The 16,891-nt window shown below is 60.2% G+C and carries 16 protein-coding genes; 9 read left to right on the forward strand and 7 right to left on the reverse strand.

Annotation, left to right across the window (positions count from 1 at the left end; all coding sequences use genetic code 11):
• Nucleotides 1-71: 71 nt before the first annotated feature.
• From ASD73_RS02030 to ASD73_RS23125, 3 genes are all read right to left on the reverse strand, one after another.
• Nucleotides 72-2,357 carry a TonB-dependent receptor gene (locus ASD73_RS02030; RefSeq protein WP_056369569.1) on the reverse strand — a complete coding sequence of 762 codons (2,286 nt, stop codon included), beginning with the start codon at nucleotides 2,355-2,357 and terminating at the stop codon, nucleotides 72-74.
• 262 nt (nucleotides 2,358-2,619) lie between these two features.
• Nucleotides 2,620-3,606, reverse strand: a complete 987-nt coding sequence (locus ASD73_RS02035) for an AraC family transcriptional regulator (protein ID WP_056369567.1) — start codon at nucleotides 3,604-3,606, stop codon at nucleotides 2,620-2,622.
• A gap of 47 nt (nucleotides 3,607-3,653) precedes the next feature.
• Nucleotides 3,654-3,818, reverse strand: a complete 165-nt coding sequence (locus ASD73_RS23125; protein ID WP_235534076.1) for a hypothetical protein — start codon at nucleotides 3,816-3,818, stop codon at nucleotides 3,654-3,656.
• Between the two features lie 224 nt (nucleotides 3,819-4,042).
• On the opposite strand from ASD73_RS23125, the gene ASD73_RS22110 reads away from it, so the two are divergent.
• Complete coding sequence (locus tag ASD73_RS22110; protein ID WP_156407306.1) at nucleotides 4,043-4,780, forward strand: L-2-amino-thiazoline-4-carboxylic acid hydrolase; 738 nt, start codon at nucleotides 4,043-4,045, stop codon at nucleotides 4,778-4,780.
• An 82-nt stretch (nucleotides 4,781-4,862) separates the two neighbouring features.
• On the opposite strand, the gene ASD73_RS02045 is transcribed toward ASD73_RS22110, so the two are convergent.
• Entirely contained in the window at nucleotides 4,863-5,831 is a 969-nt protein-coding gene (locus tag ASD73_RS02045; protein ID WP_056369563.1) for a GlxA family transcriptional regulator, read from the reverse strand.
• 120 nt (nucleotides 5,832-5,951) lie between these two features.
• Here ASD73_RS02045 and ASD73_RS02050 point away from each other — a divergent pair, with 120 nt between their 5' ends.
• The gene (locus ASD73_RS02050) at nucleotides 5,952-6,500 is read left to right on the forward strand and encodes a cysteine hydrolase family protein (RefSeq protein WP_056369561.1); all 549 of its coding nucleotides are present in this window, start codon (nucleotides 5,952-5,954) and stop codon (nucleotides 6,498-6,500) included.
• Nucleotides 6,501-6,632: 132 nt separating this feature from the next.
• Complete coding sequence (locus ASD73_RS02055; RefSeq protein WP_056369560.1) at nucleotides 6,633-7,538, forward strand: MBL fold metallo-hydrolase; 906 nt, start codon at nucleotides 6,633-6,635, stop codon at nucleotides 7,536-7,538.
• A 615-nt stretch (nucleotides 7,539-8,153) separates the two neighbouring features.
• Here the strand turns inward: ASD73_RS02055 and ASD73_RS02060 are convergent.
• Nucleotides 8,154-9,605 carry a coniferyl aldehyde dehydrogenase gene (locus ASD73_RS02060; RefSeq protein ID WP_056369558.1) on the reverse strand — a complete coding sequence of 484 codons (1,452 nt, stop codon included), beginning with the start codon at nucleotides 9,603-9,605 and terminating at the stop codon, nucleotides 8,154-8,156.
• A gap of 356 nt (nucleotides 9,606-9,961) precedes the next feature.
• Here ASD73_RS02060 and ASD73_RS02065 point away from each other — a divergent pair, with 356 nt between their 5' ends.
• From ASD73_RS02065 to ASD73_RS02075, 3 genes are all read left to right on the forward strand, one after another.
• A complete protein-coding gene (locus ASD73_RS02065; RefSeq protein ID WP_056369557.1) occupies nucleotides 9,962-10,747 on the forward strand; it encodes a DUF3108 domain-containing protein in 786 nt (261 codons plus the stop codon).
• Nucleotides 10,748-10,871: 124 nt separating this feature from the next.
• Nucleotides 10,872-12,059, forward strand: a complete 1,188-nt coding sequence (locus ASD73_RS02070; protein ID WP_056369555.1) for an acetyl-CoA C-acyltransferase — start codon at nucleotides 10,872-10,874, stop codon at nucleotides 12,057-12,059.
• A 194-nt stretch (nucleotides 12,060-12,253) separates the two neighbouring features.
• On the forward strand, nucleotides 12,254-12,721 hold the full coding sequence (locus ASD73_RS02075; RefSeq protein ID WP_056369553.1) for a hypothetical protein: 468 nt from the start codon (nucleotides 12,254-12,256) through the stop codon (nucleotides 12,719-12,721).
• 56 nt (nucleotides 12,722-12,777) lie between these two features.
• Here the strand turns inward: ASD73_RS02075 and ASD73_RS02080 are convergent, their stop codons facing one another.
• Entirely contained in the window at nucleotides 12,778-13,239 is a 462-nt protein-coding gene (locus ASD73_RS02080; protein WP_056369551.1) for an SH3 domain-containing protein, read from the reverse strand.
• Nucleotides 13,240-13,364: 125 nt separating this feature from the next.
• Here ASD73_RS02080 and ASD73_RS02085 point away from each other — a divergent pair, with 125 nt between their 5' ends.
• From ASD73_RS02085 to ASD73_RS02095, 3 genes are all read left to right on the forward strand, one after another.
• Entirely contained in the window at nucleotides 13,365-14,363 is a 999-nt protein-coding gene (locus tag ASD73_RS02085) for a 2-hydroxyacid dehydrogenase (RefSeq protein ID WP_056369549.1), read from the forward strand.
• Nucleotides 14,364-14,491: 128 nt separating this feature from the next.
• The gene (locus ASD73_RS02090) at nucleotides 14,492-15,052 is read left to right on the forward strand and encodes a hypothetical protein (RefSeq protein ID WP_056375921.1); all 561 of its coding nucleotides are present in this window, start codon (nucleotides 14,492-14,494) and stop codon (nucleotides 15,050-15,052) included.
• Complete coding sequence (locus tag ASD73_RS02095; RefSeq protein WP_056369545.1) at nucleotides 15,049-15,381, forward strand: hypothetical protein; 333 nt, start codon at nucleotides 15,049-15,051, stop codon at nucleotides 15,379-15,381. Before ASD73_RS02090 ends, ASD73_RS02095 begins: the two co-directional genes overlap by 4 nt.
• 26 nt (nucleotides 15,382-15,407) lie before the next feature.
• On the opposite strand, the gene ASD73_RS02100 is transcribed toward ASD73_RS02095, so the two are convergent.
• Nucleotides 15,408-16,811, reverse strand: coding sequence for an NAD(P)H-dependent flavin oxidoreductase (locus ASD73_RS02100; RefSeq protein ID WP_056369543.1), 1,404 nt, complete (start codon nucleotides 16,809-16,811; stop codon nucleotides 15,408-15,410).
• Nucleotides 16,812-16,891 lie beyond the last annotated feature (80 nt).

Genomic DNA, 16,891 nt, shown 5'->3' on the forward strand with positions numbered 1-16,891 from the left:
GGCCATCGGCGCCACGGCCAGACGGCTTTGCGAAGGCGAGCAGCGGAGCCGCCTGCCTTCGCATATATCGGTTACCTGTAGCGGACGCTGAACGACAATCCGTAGGTAGCGGGCATTCCCGCAAAGCGGACGATCGTGTCGTACGAGAAGACGGACGTCTGGAGATGATATTTGTCCGTGACATTGCGTCCCCAGACGCTGAGGCTCCAAAGTCCTGAGGGGTCCTCGACGCCAGCGCGAAGATCGAGGAGAGCATATCCCGGAATATTGAACTGCGGGTTCGCGCCGAGGACGCCGTTCGTGCGTGTCTGATAGCTCACATTGGCACCGACGAAGCCCCCCAAATGATCGTTCAAGGAAAAACGATAGTCGACATCCGTATTTCCCTGCCACTTTGGCGTATTGGGGAAGGATTCCCCGGTGAGGCGATTGGGAAGACCAAGGCCGTCGAAGTTGGTGAAGTTTCCATCAATCTGGGATTTGACCAAAGTGATAGACGGTGAAATTGTCAGACCGTCCATCGGCCGCAGGGTGCCGCTCAGTTCGAAGCCGATGACGTGAGACTTCGGGACATTCAGCAAGGTTTCGGCGTTTCCGAATATGGTCGTGGTCAGACCTCGGATCTGCTTGTTCGCATAGTCATAATAAAAGAACGCGCCGTTGACCTGGGCGAAATTGCCCAGCCCCACTTTGAACCCGGCTTCATAGGCCAGCAGGCTTTCCTGCGTTACGGGCGTGAGCTGCGACTCCACGACCGCGACGAGATTTGGAAAGCTGCCGGCTTTATAGCCCCTGCTGACATTGGCGTAGAGCAAGGTGCGCGGATCGATCTGAAAATTCAGGCCCGCCCGCCAGCTTATATTCTCCTGATCGAGAGCCTTGTTTGCGACACCCGGAACGCCGGAGTTGAGCAAGGTTATGCAGCCGCCCGGGACATAGCCGAAAACGCCCCCGGTCAGGGCATTGAGGGCGGCAGCGACCTGCCCGTCGCCTGTGTCGCGCGAACAACCGGCCATGTCCCGATCGGCGCCGGTGTATCGGATCGCGCCCTGAGCACTCAGCCCATCGATGAGCGGATAATCGACATTGGCGTAGATCGCCTTTGTCTCCATATCCTGTTCGTTCTCATTGCTGAACGATCCTCCAAGAAACGCCCCGCTCGCTTCGGTGAAGACAGGAACAAACCGATCCACGGTCTTGTCGGACTGGTAGTTGGCACCGATCATCCAATGACCTTCACCGAGCGATCCCGCCAGGCGAAGCTCTTGAAAGAAGGTTTCGATCCTGCCGTTCTGCTGGACGTCGAAAATCTTGAATTGCGTGCCATCGGTATCGACGGCCATATCGCGGCTATATTTCTGGTAGGATGTGATCGACGTCAGCGCGATGTCGCCGGTCAGCGACCAGTCGGCGCGCAAAGCGCCCTGATAAAACCAGTTGTCGCGCTTGAAGGACGAGTTTGGATCCCAGTCCGCCGCCCTCGCATCGCCCGTCGGAACAGGGGGCAGAGCAGTGACTTGCGGCGGCAGCGCTGCAAAACCGAATGCGGGATTGAACCCTGCGAGCTGGACACCAGGCGATTCCGACCGATCGCGCCAGCCGTTCAGATTGACGGTGATTTTCAGATTATCGGTCGGCTCCCACTCGGTCAGCAGGCGACCGAAAAGCTGATTGACCCGGCCCAGGCGATCGTTCGGCCGACTGATACTGCGCTGCCAGGCGTCCCCCCGCAGATAGCGAACGGACAGGCGCGATTTCAGATTCGATGCGAGGGGGCCGCTGACGAAACCGGAAAGGTCGGTCGTGTTGAACCGGCCAAGACTTCCATTGGCACCCAATTCCAGACTGTCGTCGGGCTTTGCCGCGATATAGTTGATCGCGCCGCCGGTGGAATTCTGACCATATAATGTGCCTTGCGGCCCCTTCAAAACCTCGACCCGTTCCAGGTCCAGTGTCGCGCCCAATGTTTCGGACGAAAATGGTATGGGCACTTCATCCACATAAACACTGACGGTCGGACTGGCAGCAAGGCTGCTCTCCTGGAATCCGACACCGCGGATCGTATAGATGGAGGCGCCATATAAGGTGTTGTTGAATACAAAGCCGGGCACGACCTTCGCCAGTTGCGAAACGTCGGTCACGCCCTTGGAAACGAGCTGATCTCCCGTTACCGCGCTGATCGACATGCCAACTCGGTTGATGGATTCCGACCGCTTCTGTGCGGTTACAACGATGTCGCCGACCCCCACATTCGGGTCAGATTCTTCCGCCAATTGCGCCTGCGCGACGCCCGGCGCCATCAACAACAGAACAAGTGCACTCACGCCGCAGCCATGAAGATAATTTTTCCCCACCATTTTCTTTCTCCCATTAATTCATCTTGCGGCACAGCCGAGGAGTCAGCGCTCCGCAGCCATACCGCTCTTTAAAAATTGACAAACGGATCGCGCTAGCTTGGCCGATTGGGCCCGCTATATGGCGTGCAGCCTATGAGCGCTGAATGGGATCGTCTAACCAACCCGCGCCATCGCTATCAGTTTTTTGCCTTGGGAAGAAAAATACCACTGCCGTGGACGGGAGCGGGCGGCAACGCACTCGGGCCCGCTTCGCTCCGATGTGTCAGCCCTTCATTTTGAGGGTCGCCGACGGCAGGCACCCAAATTTGCGTTTATAGAGTGCTGCAAAGTTGCTGAGGTGATAAAAGCCCAAGTCATAGGCGACTTCAGTGACGCTGTTTTGCCGCGGTGAGCTTTCCAGCAGACGGAAATGTGCATGTTCCAACTGCTTGGTACGGAAGAACTCCATCGGGCTGCAACCCTTGTGCATCTGGAAGTCACGATAGAAGGTGCGCACGCTTACGCCCGCCCTTTCCGCCAGATCGGCAATATCTACGCCTGTCGTCAGCCTCTGTGAAATGAGGTGTTCCACCTCGCCAAGATAAGCCGGCTCATCCGGCCGACGATCAGCCAAATCTGGCCGATGTCGTCCCTTGATCGTCTGCATCAGGAAAGTGATGAGCAGTTGTTCGGTTTCCTTGGCAGCCCGTGGACCGTGGATGAGCGAACTGACTTGCTTCATCTCACCCGCCACGAAATGCACATAATTCTGCAAAGCGGAACCAATCAAAGACGGCAGGATGACGAGGCCACCGCTGTCTAGCTCGGCGAGCGGAAGCCCATATTCGGTCCACATCCTTTGTACCAGCTCGCAATCGAACCGGAGTAAGAGATGCCTGCTGCGTGGACCGTTGTGGATCGTTCCACGTACATTGTTCCCGGCAAAACATGCAGATGGTGGGGCGTGCGTGTAGCGCTCGCCTTTAAAGGTAAACTCGCAAAAGCCTTGCAGCTGCATCCAGAAGATATAGCCCGAAACTGGCTGCGGATCGGAGTTAAGGCTTATGTCGATTGCTCCATCCCCCTGCAGGATACAGATATCGACATTGTCCAGACTTTGTTGAAGGAAGAGGAAATTTCTCTTTCCATTTTCGCGCGCTGCTATGCCGGCTGGACGCAGGTTGGCGCTGATGACAGACTGCAGTTCCTCGACATCGTCGGTCTTCAGGACGACCGACTTCGACGACCTGCCGGTGGTGTCAGCCAGCATCTATTTTTCTCGCGGGCGATCTTGGCGAACGATCAGCAGCAACCTATTCAGCTTTCCGAGCAGAGGTAGATGATCACGTGGTCCGAGGCGTCAGGCTCGTTCATGACGGCAATCCTCTTTGCATCCGTATCTTTGGACCGCTCCATGCGGCACGTCGCCTTTGCGGCGGCGATCCAGCGATAGCGTTGCACAAATATCATGTTGAAAGTCACGGGTCAATATGTTTTAAGCTTAAAGCAATCGGCGGCAAGGGTGGCTGAGCTGCCGTCCGACGCCACTTTGTCAACTGCCATATAAGGAAACCTCTGCGCGGGTGAATAAGACGTTCAATTCCAACGGCAGGGCGTCGCATTCGAGCCGGAGACCAATGGTGGCTTGGGTCGTTCAGGTCTGTCGATGGTGCGGAAGACTCCTTGACAGAAGTTTCTGACCTTTAGTGAACTGGAAGCAGATGAGACGCTCGTTCGGCACCTTCGACGCCAATTTATGGCGGTGGCAGTTTCTGCGTCAATTGCGTCGGCAGCTTGGCCGGCTGGGTCTGGATCGTGGATTGGTCCGGCGCACGGCAGAATCGGCTCAATTGATCTTTAACGACCATCGAGGCGATGCCCCTGACAAACAAGGCGTGACGGTGGTTGGACTCAACGCCCTACTACTTGCCGCTTATCGAGAACTCATCGACGCAGGCGTTCAAAGAACAGTAGCATTCGATGCGATTCGAAACACATTTCGTGCATGCTTCCATAAGCCAACTCAGCTGGCGGTTCGGACGGTGATGCTGTTGTCGAATGACCCTGTCCGCCTTCTTCAACGGGTACGGCTATCGAGAGTATTTGGACGTATTTTTGGCAAGATGTTCACGTTTGAAGATCGGTATAGCGAGCAAGGCGTCGAACTCAGAATTACAAAATGTGGAAGCAATGAGTTTTTTATCCGCCACGGGGAGCCTTTGCTCACACTGATATTCTGTGAATGGGATCAAAACTGGCTTGGCCCTATTCAGTCATCTCGTCATGCAATCAAGGTCGATCGGCCTGTCACCATGGCAACCGGGGCCGGTCATTGCGAGTTTCACATTGGCAGGTCGATGGAAGCGAAGATCGTACGGGATGTTACCATCCAACGGCGTACCGAGGCTATGAATGCTCTGCGCGAGGAGGACCACCCCGATTGAGCCTGCGCTTCGCCGTCCCTTGCGGGCGAGCCCGCGGATTTCCTCCAAGTTGAGACAGCGTCCGTTCGTTCCAGGAGTCGGATCAATTGCGGGGCGATGCGCGGAATCTTTTACGATATTCCCCGGGTGTCAGACCGACGATGCGCAGGAACACCTTTCGGAAGCCAGCCAGATCACGATAACCGACCTCCCACGCAATCGCGTCGACAGAAAGCGGGCCGAACTGCAACAGTTCCCGCGCCTTGCTTACCCGAAGCCTTTGGGCATAATCGATCGAAGTCAAACCGGTCGCCTTGTGGAACCGGCGCAGGAACGTTCGCTCTTCCATACCCGCCCGCTCCGATAGCACGGACAGGCCAGCCTCCTTGCCACCTGTCGCCTGCATCCAATGCTGCACCTTCAGGATCGCCGCATCGCCGTGATTCAATCGGGGAGCAAAGCTATTGTAAAAGCGCTGTTCCCGGCCAGGAGGATCAATCAGGAGAAGCTGCGCCGCTTCCAGCATCACTGTCGGGCCAAGGAAGCGATCCACCAGCCTCAGCCCGAGGTCGGTCCAGGACATCAACCCGCCCGCGGTGATGATATCGCCATCATCGATGATCAAGCGGTCGATATCGAGCGCGACTTGCGGAAAGCGCTGGCTGAACGCTTCGGCATAGGTCCAATGAGTGGTTGCCGTGCGACTGTCCAAGAGCCCGGTTTCCGCCAGAAGAAATGCTCCTGCGCAAATCGAAGCCAGAATGCATCCCGCCGCGTGATAATCACGCAGCCAGGCCGCGACAGGGCGCGCCACTTCCGGCGTGACCGGCGCACCAAGAGAGGGCGGCAGGATCAGCACATCCGCGGGGCTTTCGGACGATGATACCGCCAGCGTGCTTCCGCTATCCCAATCCCATTGATCGACGCGCAGGAGCCGCACCGGCCCTGTCTCCGGCCGCTTGCGGACGACATTATTGGCAATCTCGAAGAGGTCGGCCAGACCAAGCACGGCCGATAGTTGGGCGCCGGGGTAACACACCAGCCCAATCTTCACAGGAGCTTCGCCCGTCATGGGATTTCCTCAGTTATGGCGATATTGCCTCCTATTATGTCGGTATCGACAATGGTGAGGCAAGCCCCTCTCGTCCATCTTGATGGTCGTTAATCTGATCACGAACATGGGAAACCGGACATGAGCAAGCGAGCAATCATCGTTGTCGATATACAGAATGAATATTTTGCCGAGGGAAAATTTCCCCTGGTTGGGATCGAAAATGCCGCAGCCAATGCAGCGAAAGTCATCACCGCTGCTCGCCAGAAGGGTGATCTGGTGGTGCACATCCAGCATGAAATGCCGATGCCGGATGCCCCGATTTTTGTACGCGGGAGCGATGGCGTCCAGATCAACGACACGGTGAAGCCTGCCGAAGACGAAGCCGTTATCGTCAAGAATTTCCCCAACGCGTTCCGGGGGACGCCGCTGAAGCAGACACTCGACGATAATGGTGTCGAAGAAGTCGTGGTCGTGGGCGCGATGAGCCATATGTGCATCGACGCAACCGTGCGTGCAGCCAATGATCTTGGTTATCGGACCACGACCATTCATGACGCCTGCGCGACCCGCGATCTTGAATTCGGCGGAACGATCACCCCTGCGACACAGGTTCATGCCGCACTGATGGCGGCTCTCGCATTTTACTATGGCGAGGTGATCGACACCGCCACCTGGATCGAACGCTAAATCGGTTCGGACCGTAGAGACGGATAACGGCCGTCTTCGCCCATGGCTGGCATGGCGCCCTATAGGTTAGCTGAAGAGCGATGCGAAAGAGGACGGATAAGCGCTTCTCTCGCGGTAAAAGAGGAAATGAAAATGAAATTCGTAAAATTGCTGTCCGCGTGGGTGTTGCTGAGTAGCGCGTTGCTGTCGAGTGCGGGCGTCGCAAGCCCCGCCGGCACGCCTGCCAGTGCCGAAAATACCGCTACGAACGTGGTGAAATTCCAGCAGATCCGAAATGCGACCATCAAACTCGATTACGCAGGAACAAAGTTTCTGGTCGATCCCATGCTGGCACCCAAGGGGGCCTATCCGGGCTTCGAGGGCACGCGCCGAAGCGAACTGCGGTACCCGCTGGTGGATCTTCCGATGCCGGTCGACAATGTGCTCGATGCGGATGCCATCATCCTGACCCATTTGCACGACGATCATTGGGATAAGGCGGCGCGCAATCTGGTGCCTCGTGACATGCCTATTTTTACGCAAAACGAGGAAGATGCTGCCAATGTGCGGAACGACGGTTTCACCGATGTTCGTGTCCTGACGCGAGAGGGTAACATCTTCAATGGCACCAAGCTTTACAAGACCGGCGGCAAGCACGGGAGTGATGAAATGTATGCGGTTTCTCCGCTCGGCCAATTGCTCGGCAAAACGATGGGCATCGTATTCGAGCGCCCCGGCTACAAAACGGTATATGTTGCCGGAGATACGATCTGGCAGGCCGACGTTGAGGCCACGCTGACCCGTTACAAGCCCGACGTGATCCTGCTCAATACAGGCGATGCGCAACTCACCGACTTCGATGGTTCCATCATCATGGGCAAGGACGACCTGTATCGCGCGTACCAGTTCGCCCCCAATGCGCGGGTGGTTGGAATTCACATGGAAGCGGTCAACCACACGATGCTGACGCGTGCGGAACTGCGCCGCTTTATCGAGGAGAAACGCCTCGACACACGGCGTGCCCTGGTGCCCGACGACGGTCAATCTTATGACTTCTAGGGCAGAAACCGAATAGGCGCCGTTGGGTCGGCTCACCTTGCGCGGTTAAACACAGCGTCGAGTTTCGGCCACCTGACCGCGCCAGCGCGGGGCTTCGACTATGGTCATCCCGGTGATGTTTCCGTGAGCAACGGCGCGCAGCGATTGGGTGTCCCGGGCGTGGGAAAGCGGCGGGCGTGCCGCCCGAAGTGAAGGCATCGATTATCGCGGAGTGTTTTTGGGGCCGCGAAGGCGTCAGTGCTGTGCCGCCAAGGGCTGGGTCCTTGGCGGCTATGCGACTTCGATGGCGCGCTGAGCGGTGACGCGAAGCGGTGTCCGCCCACCGCGTATGCCGATATCTGCTCGGGGAAACTGGGCCCATCGTTCCCTGCAAAAGGCCGGCCAGATAAATCCGCGTGGCTCCTATATGGCTCCCAGCGTAGATTGGTACCGGATCGGCCGCAATTTGGCTTGCCGCAAGCCTTTGAAAACAGTATATTTTCCGCTCGTCCCGTAGAACGAACGCCTAATCGCGGAACGGCTTTTTGAGTGCGGCGCGTCTACCAATTTCACCACAGGGGCACAGCGCTTACAGCGCGGCGCATCCCCTAAAGCGAAGCGCCGCATCTTGCCAAGCTATTTCTTGAGCTCTTTCGCGAGCGTCTTCGCGGTCGCCTTGCCATAGGGCGGCTTGAAGCCCGCGAGCCCCGCGACGTCGAGCTTCGGCTGGCGATAGACGGCGCGCGCGTGGCTGAAGGTGCGGAAACCGTCGATGCCGTGATAATTGCCCATCCCCGACGGTCCGACCCCGCCGAACGGCAGATCCTCCATCGCATTGTGGAACAGGACGTCGTTGACCGTCACCCCGCCCGAGATCGTCCGCGTCAGCACGCGGTCCTCCTCGCTCTTGTCCTGCCCGAAATAATAGAGGCCGAGCGGGCGGTCGTTCGCGTTCACATAGTCGATCGCGTCGTCGATATGCTTATAGGTCTTCACCGGCAGGATCGGGCCAAAGATTTCCTCCTGCATCACCTTCATGTCGTCGGTCGGGTTGCGCACGATGTGGAGCGGCATCTTGTGGCCGTTCGAACTCGCGAAATCCTCTCCGCCCGGATTGACCTCGATCACCTCGGCGCCCTTCTCGCGCGCGTCGGCGAGGTAGGATTGCAGGCGGTCGTAATTGCGCGTGTTGACGACCGACGTGTAGTCGTCGTTGGCGAGCAAGGTCGGATAGAGCGCGGCCGCGCCCTTGGTGACGCTGTCGATCACCGCGCCTTCCTGATCCTCGGCGACGAGCAGATAGTCGGGTGCGAGGCAGATCTGCCCCGCGTTCATCATCTTGCCGAGCGCGACGCGCTGGCCCACAAGATCCTTGTTCGCGCTGCGCCCGATGAAGGTCGGCGACTTGCCGCCCAGTTCGAGCGTCACGGGCACCAGATTATCGGCGGCGGCGCGCATGATGTGGCGCCCGACACTCGTCGCGCCGGTGAAGATCATATGGTCGAAGGCGAGCTTCGAGAAAGCGACGCCAACATCGGAATCGCCCGTGAACACCGCCATTTCGCTCGCGTCGAAATAGTCGGGCACCAGCCGCGCCATCAGCGCCGAGACATTTTCGGTGAACTCCGACGGCTTGATCATCGCGCGGTTGCCCGCCGCGAGCACCCCCGCCATCGGCACAAAGACCATGCCGACCGGAAAATTCCACGGCGCGACGATGCCGACGACGCCCTTCGGCTGATAGACAACCTCGGCCTTCGCGCCGAGCATGCCGAGCGGGAAAGTCGGCTTGCGCTTCTCACCCTTCGACCAGCTCGCCATATGCTTTTTCGCATGCTTCAAGGCGCTGACCGAAGGCATGATGTCGGTCATCAGCGTCTGTTCGCGGCTGCGATGGCCGAAATCCTCGCTCACCACCTTCGCGAAATCCTCTTTATTGTCGACGAGCAGCGCGATCGCACGATCGATGCGGTCGGCGCGGACGCTCAGGCTTTCGGGCATCGCCGCGGTAAAGCTCGCCTTTTGCGCTGCGAGCACCTTGTGCATACGCTGGGTTTCACCCTCAATTTCGCTTGCGACCGTCGCCATTATCTTTCTCCCTCTACCCTTTCGCCCGTTTCACCATGGCAAAGGGCAGGTTGCAAGTTGAAACCCGCTGCGAGCGCCAGTTTCGATTTGGCGAAGTGGCGGAAAACTGCGCAACTTCACACTGGAATCGCGGCTTGGCAAAGCTCCTTTTCGGGACATGCGGAGGAGGCGAGTGCGGCGGACTTTTGTAGGACAGCGGTTTTTCAGGCAGCGGTAAATTGGAGCAAAGCAAACCGTCACCGCAATTCCGCAGGCGCTGGCGACGTTGACCGAAGCAGACATGTGTTTCGTCGAGGGGAAATTGCCCGGACACGATCCCGCCCTAGCGTCGCGCGATCCGTCATAGGGGCAATGTCATGCGAACTCCCGTCACCCTGCTCGGCTTTCTTCTGATAGGGCTGGCTCCCGTCCCGATCGTCCTGGCCCAGAATCCGACCGCAACGGCGTCGGACGAATTGCTCGCGGTTGGCCAGCCCCTGCCCGGCTTCGATCGGCTGCGTCCGGGAACCTCACGCTATCTTCGCTACGCCGTGCGCGGCGACCGGCGGACGATCGTCGACCTCTGGAGCCGGACGATCGCGTTCGATCCCGACCCGGTGACCGGCGAGCGGCGGCTCCACATCACGCAGATCTGGGAGGGTATCGGCCAATCCGAACGGCGGCTCGATAGCTGGTTCGAGAATGAAACCTTCCGCCCGCTCTCGCATCGGACCCGGTTCATCGACGCCACCACGACCGCCGTTGCCGGCGTGTTGTTCACGCCCGGGCATGTGCGCGGGGATGCGGCCGTCACCGACAACCGCCTTGCCGCGCTCGACGTCGCCACGCCGACAGGGACGTTCAACTTCGAGACCGACATCGAGATGATGACCACGCTGCCCTGGCGCGAAGGCTATGCGGCGCGCATCCCCTTCTATCACCCCGGCGGCGGGGCGCCGCAAGCCTATGGCATCAGCGTCGCCGGCTCCGAACCGGTCGCATTCGGGGGGCGTCGGGTTGAGTGCTGGGTCGTGACCCTCGACTATGGTCGCGGCGCAACCGGTCGATTCTGGGTTGCCAAGGACAGCCAGGCGGTGCTCAAGGTCGAGCAGCGCACACCCGGCCAGCCTACGCTCTACAAGGTGCTGCTTCCGTCCGAATGATCGACCGGTGGCGAAATTTTTTGATCGCCACCAAATGGCGATGCCGATGCTGCCCCCTTTCGCAAGTGCAGCAAAGTCGCTAATCGGGCCGCCGACGTATCTTTCCCCTACGGAGTCTTTCGCCATGACCGCCACCGATCCCGTCGTTTTCCTCTCCTACGCCCGCACCCCGATGGGCAGCATGCAGGGCAGCCTGTCGGACGCGAGCGCGACCGATCTCGGCGCGACCGCGGTGAAGGCAGCGGTCGAGCGTGCTGGCGTGTCGGGCGACGATATCGAACGCATCTACATGGGCTGCGTGCTTCCCGCCGGGCTCGGCCAGGCGCCGGCGCGCCAGGCCGCGATCAAGGCGGGCCTGCCCAAGTCGGTGCAGGCGACGACCGTGAACAAAGTGTGCGGTTCGGGCATGCAGACCGTGATCATGGGCGCCGAAGCACTCGCCGCGGGCAGCGTCGACCTGATCGTCGCGGGCGGCATGGAATCGATGACCAATGCGCCCTACCTGCTCAAGAAGCATCGCTCGGGCGCGCGCATCGGTCACGACACCGCCTATGACCATATGTTCCTCGACGGGCTCGAGGACGCCTATGAAGCCGGCCGCGCGATGGGCACCTTTGCTCAGGACACCGCCGATGCGTACCAGCTCTCGCGCCAGGCGCAGGACGATTACACGCTCGAATCGCTGAGCCGCGCCAAGAGCGCGATCGCGGGCGGCGCCTTCGCCAGTGAAATCGCGCCGGTGACCATCGCCGGCCGCAAGGGCGACGTCGTCGTCGACACCGACGAAGCGCCCGGCAAGGCGATGCCCGACAAGATCCCGACGCTGAAGCCCGCCTTTGCGAAGGATGGCACCATCACCGCCGCGACCAGCTCGTCGATCTCCGACGGCGCTGCCGCTGTGGTGCTGACGCGCCAGTCGGTCGCCGACGCCAAGGGCGCGAAGGCGGTAGCGCGCCTCGTCGCGCATGCCGCGCACGCGCAGGAGCCGAAGGATTTCACCGTCGCCCCCGTCGGCGCGATCAACAAGCTGCTCGCCAAGACCGGCTGGTCGATCGGCGACGTCGACCTGTTCGAGGTCAATGAAGCCTTCGCCTGCGTCGCGATGTTCGCGATGCACGACCTCGGCATCCCGCACGAGAAGATCAACGTCCATGGCGGGGCGACCGCGCTCGGCCACCCGATCGGCGCCAGCGGCACGCGTATCATCACGACGCTGATCGCGGCGCTCCAGCGCCACGGTAAAACACGTGGCATCGCCAGCCTGTGCATCGGCGGCGGCGAAGCGACGGCGGTTGCGGTCGAGCTGGTTTAAAAGCCCGCATCGCGAAAAGTTGCATGGCGCCGTCGTAAGACGGCGCCGTTTCGTCGTTTTGGCCGCGACAATTTGCGACACTAATGTCCTGAAAATAAACGGCGCATTCCGGCTCCGTTCAATTCGAATCGCCTATTCCATATTTGTCATCGGGCAGATCCACTCCCCCTGACCGACTGAAAAGGAATGGCACAATGAAGAGCAAATTTCTCACCGCCGGCCTGATCGCCGCGATGATGGTCCCCGCCATGGCGCAGGCTCAGACGCGCGAGATCCGCAACGACCGCAAGGAGTTGCGCGAAGAGCAGCGTGACCTGCGCAACGCTCAGCGCCGCAGCGACCGTGGCGACGTCCGCGACGCCCGCCATGATGTGCGTGACGCCCGTCAGGATCTGCGCGAAAGCCAGCGCGACTGGCGCCAGGATCGCCGCTATTCGAACTATCGCGCGCCGTTCAAATATCAGCAGTTCCGCGTCGGTTCGACCCTGCGTTCGAACTATTACGCGCCCAGCTATCGCCCGAGCTGGGACAGCCGCTGGGGCGTGCCGCGCGCCGGTCGCAACCTGACCTATGTGCGTCACTATAACGACCTGCTGCTCGTCAACGAGCGCAATGGCCGGGTCGTGAAGGTGTACCGCAACCACTTCAACTGGCGGCGTTAAGCACTAACGAATGAAGGGGCCGGGTGGGAAACCGCCCGGCCTTTTTTCTGTGGCGATCAGTCGCCCCAGATATGGTCGGTCTGGATCCAGCCCTTGCGGCCCTTGACGTCGAACAGGCACCAGCCGTCCTTGCAGTCGGTGATCCGGCCGACGACGCCGGGCTCGGCGCGATAGGCGACCCCTGCCGAAAGGCTGGCGTCTTCGCGAAGCGGGCGGATTTCGCCGGTGACGATCGCGGTCCTGGTTCGGCTGAGCAAACGGGCCGCCATCCAGCCCTGGGTTCCGTCGGGATCCTCGATCTTGCGCCAGGTTTCAAAGCGCGCGACGACTTTGACCGGCAGGTCCTTGCGCCGATATTCCCAGATCACCGGGACGTCGGGCGACGGCCCCTTGCGCATGCGTGCCTCGTCGACGCTGATCGACGCCCAATAGGGTAGCGGGACAGGGTCGGATTGCGCCGCCGCCGGTCCCACTATGGCAAGGCTGAGCAATATCATTGCAAATATTCGGCTGGTCATAACCGACCCTTGTCAAAATCGGCGCGCATTATCAACCGGTCGCACGTCGCAAACGGTCCACCGTCCACAGTTATCCGCGCGACTTCCCCTTGACCCCCTCGCATCGGCGCGCTCTATCGGCGGCCATGCCCGATTCATCCCGTCCGAAACGCCCGCGCGTTATCGTCACCCGCCAGTTGATGCCGCACGTCGAAGGCCGCATGGCCGAATTGTTCGATGTGTCGCTGTCAGCGCGCGACGAGGCTTTTACGCGTGACGAATTGAAGGCCGCCGTTGCCGACTGCGACGTCTTCGTGCCGACGGTGACCGACGAGATCGACGCGGATATCATCAACGCCGCAGGCGACCGGCTGAAACTGATCGCCAATTTCGGCGCCGGCGTCGACCATATCGACCTCGCCGCCGCGCGTGCCAAGGGCATCATGGTCTCGAACACCCCCGGCGTCTTCACCGAGGACACCGCCGACATGACGATGGCGCTGATCCTCAGCGTGCCCAGACGGCTTGCCGAGGGCGAGAAACTGATGCGCTCGGGCCAATGGGCCGGCTGGGCGCCGAGCGCCATGCTCGGCCACCGCGTCGGCGGCAAGTTGCTCGGCATCATCGGCATGGGGCGCATTGGCCTCGCGGTCGCGCACCGCGCGCGCGCGTTCGGCCTGTCGATCCACTATCACAACCGCCGCCGCCTGCCCGAAGCAATCGAGGACGAACTCGGCGCAAGCTATCACGCCAGCGTCGATACCCTCCTTCGGATCAGCGACGTCGTGACGATCCACTGTCCGCACACCGCCGAAACGCACGAGATGGTCAACGCCGCGCGGATCGGCGCGATGAAGCCGACCGCGTACCTGATCAACACCGCGCGCGGCGAGATCGTCGACGAAAAGGCACTGGTCGCGGCGCTCCAGACCGGCCGCATCGCGGGCGCCGGGCTCGACGTCTATACTCACGAGCCCGCGGTCGACCCCGCGCTGCTCGCGCTCCAGAACGTCGTGCTGCTCCCGCACCTCGGATCGGCGACGATCGAAGGCCGCGAAGCCTCGGGCGAAAAGGTCATCGCCAACATCCGCGCATGGTGCGACGGCCACCGCCCGCCCGATCAGGTGCTGGAGGGGTGGGCTTAAAACGCTCTTCCTAACAGCGACTCAGCGTCAAGGCCGACCAACTCCACCCAAACTGAACCTATCTGCGGTTTCCAGCGGGGACCTCTCGTTTAATAGATGAGGCATCCATTCCTTGGGGGGAAGATGCCATGCACCGGGCCATTATTTCGTGCGTCATTCTGGCGGTTTTGAGCGGCTGTACGACCATCCAGCTTGTTTCGAAATATGATGAGACGACCGACAAGGAAGCGTCGGCTATACAGAAGAAATTGTCCGAATTCTTCGTCAAGCAACAGGCGGCTTCGACCGATTCCGAACGATCCTTCGCCAGGAGCCAACCTTTTTTTCAGGATGTGACGGCGTCATTGAACGCCCTGCAGGTCCGCGCTGGTGGCATTTACAAGAACAGCCTCACCGTCGAACAACTCCATCTCGCCGAAGACAATCTTGCTTATCTGGCGTTGCTCCACAAATCATGCATCACGGGTAATCTCAGCGATATCCAGCGTAAAGCGGTGCGCGCGCAGGGCGTCGATACGTCGCTCGACTGTCGGGTACAATATGGCGCCAGCGCGGACCTGACCGGCCGAGGCGGCCAAACGCTGAATGCGGCCCTCATACCTCCGGTCAGCGCCATATTCGATCAGACTTTTGGTGCCGTAATTGCGCTCGAACTGGCAAAAAAACGCGGCGAAGGAGACAAGAAATGAGCGGCATCGATATCGACGCGATCGCGGGCGCGATGCTCGCGGCCAGCAAGGCCTCGCTTCAACAGAGCTGGCCGAAAGTGAAGGAATATATGTCGGCCGAGGCGAGGAAGATCGCACTGACCTTTGCGCAGATCGAGACGCTGAAGCAGCAGAACAAGATTTCAGAAACCGAGGCCCATGTTCTGTTCGAAATGCAGAAAAATGCGTCGCGGGCCGTTCTCCTTGCCGTCAAGGGCATGGGCATGATCGCGGTCGAGCAAGCGATCAATGCAGCCCTCGGCGCCGTCAGCGAGATCGTCAACGGTGCCTTGGGATTTGCACTGATCTAGGATGAGAAACTCTTCTTCGGCAGCGATCAATCCCCCGTCAAAATCCGGTCGACGAGCTGCTTCACCGTCGGGGTGAAGTTGTTCGAATAAAAGGGATCGGTCTTGAAGTTGAATGCGGCGTGGCCTGCAAACATCAGATTTTGCTCGGGATCGCCGCCGTGCGCGATGTCCTGCAGCGTCTTCTGGATACAAAAGCTGCGCGGATCGGCGAGGTAGCCCGTGGTGTAATCGTCATGGTCCTTCCACGACGAAAAACCGCAATGCGACAGGCAGCCCATGCAGTCGGTCTGATCCTTGCGGATGACGGCCTTATCGGCTTCGGTGACAAAGACGACCGTATTGTCGGGGGTCTTCAGCGCCTCGGTATAGCCTTCCGCCGCCCAGTCGCGCGCTCTCGCCCGATCATGCGGTGTGACCCAGAAATTCTTGCCCTTCACGCCGACATCGAGCTGGACGATATGATCGCCGGCTTCCTGCTTCGAATAAGGGATCTGACGCTCCGAGCGCGCTTCGAGATCGCGCAGGAACGGCGTGCGCACCGCGCTGGAGTAGAAGCCGGTGGGCGAAAAACGGTGGAGCAGCACATCGCCGTCGTCGAGGGTGCGGAGACGATCCTTCCACGCCTGCGGAATCGGGCTTTCCTCGGTCAAGAGCGGCCGCGTGCCATATTGGAAGACGATCTGCCCGAGTTCGGGATTGTCGATCCAGTTTTCCCAGTCGCGCAGATACCAGACGCCGCCCGCCATCACGATCGGCACGCTGTCGGCAATCCCCTCCGCGCGCATCGTCTCGCGTACCGCGGCGACGCGCGGATAGGGATCCTGCGGCACCAGCGGGTCTTCGGCATTCGACAGGCCGTTATGGCCGCCCGCAAGCCACGGATCTTCATAAACCACCGCGCCCAGAAGATGCGGGACCTTGTGATACGCACGCTTCCACAGCGCACGAAAGGCGCGCGCCGAGCTGATGATCGGCAGGTACATCACATTGTGACGCTCGGCGATCTCGCTGAGCTTGTACGGCATGCCCGCGCCGCAGGTGACACCGGCTACCATCCCCTTGGTACGCGCGAGCACGCCTTCGAGAATCTGCTGCGCGCCGCCCATTTCCCAGAGCACGTTGATGTTGATCGCGCCCTTGCCGCCCGACACTTCATACGCCCGCTCGACCTGCGCGACCGCGCCGTCGATACCATATTGGATCAGCTCTTCGTGGCGTTCCTTGCGCGTCAACGCGTGATAGACCTGCGGAATGATCTTGCCTTCGGCGTCATAGCTGTCGGCGTTGACCGCCGACACGGTGCCGATCCCGCCGGCGGCGGCCCATGCCCCGCTCGACATATGGTTGGTCGCCGAAACGCCTTTTCCACCCTCGACCAGCGGCCAGACTTCGCGTCCGCCGTAAAGGATGGGCTTCAAACCTTTGAACATTCTAAATCTCTTTCTCTCCACCGGTCGCGTCCCGCGTACCGGCCCCCTTTGCCGTTTCCGTAAGCGGAACACGGCTATGA

This window comes from Sphingopyxis sp. Root154 (assembly GCF_001427105.1).
GTDB lineage: Bacteria > Pseudomonadota > Alphaproteobacteria > Sphingomonadales > Sphingomonadaceae > Sphingopyxis.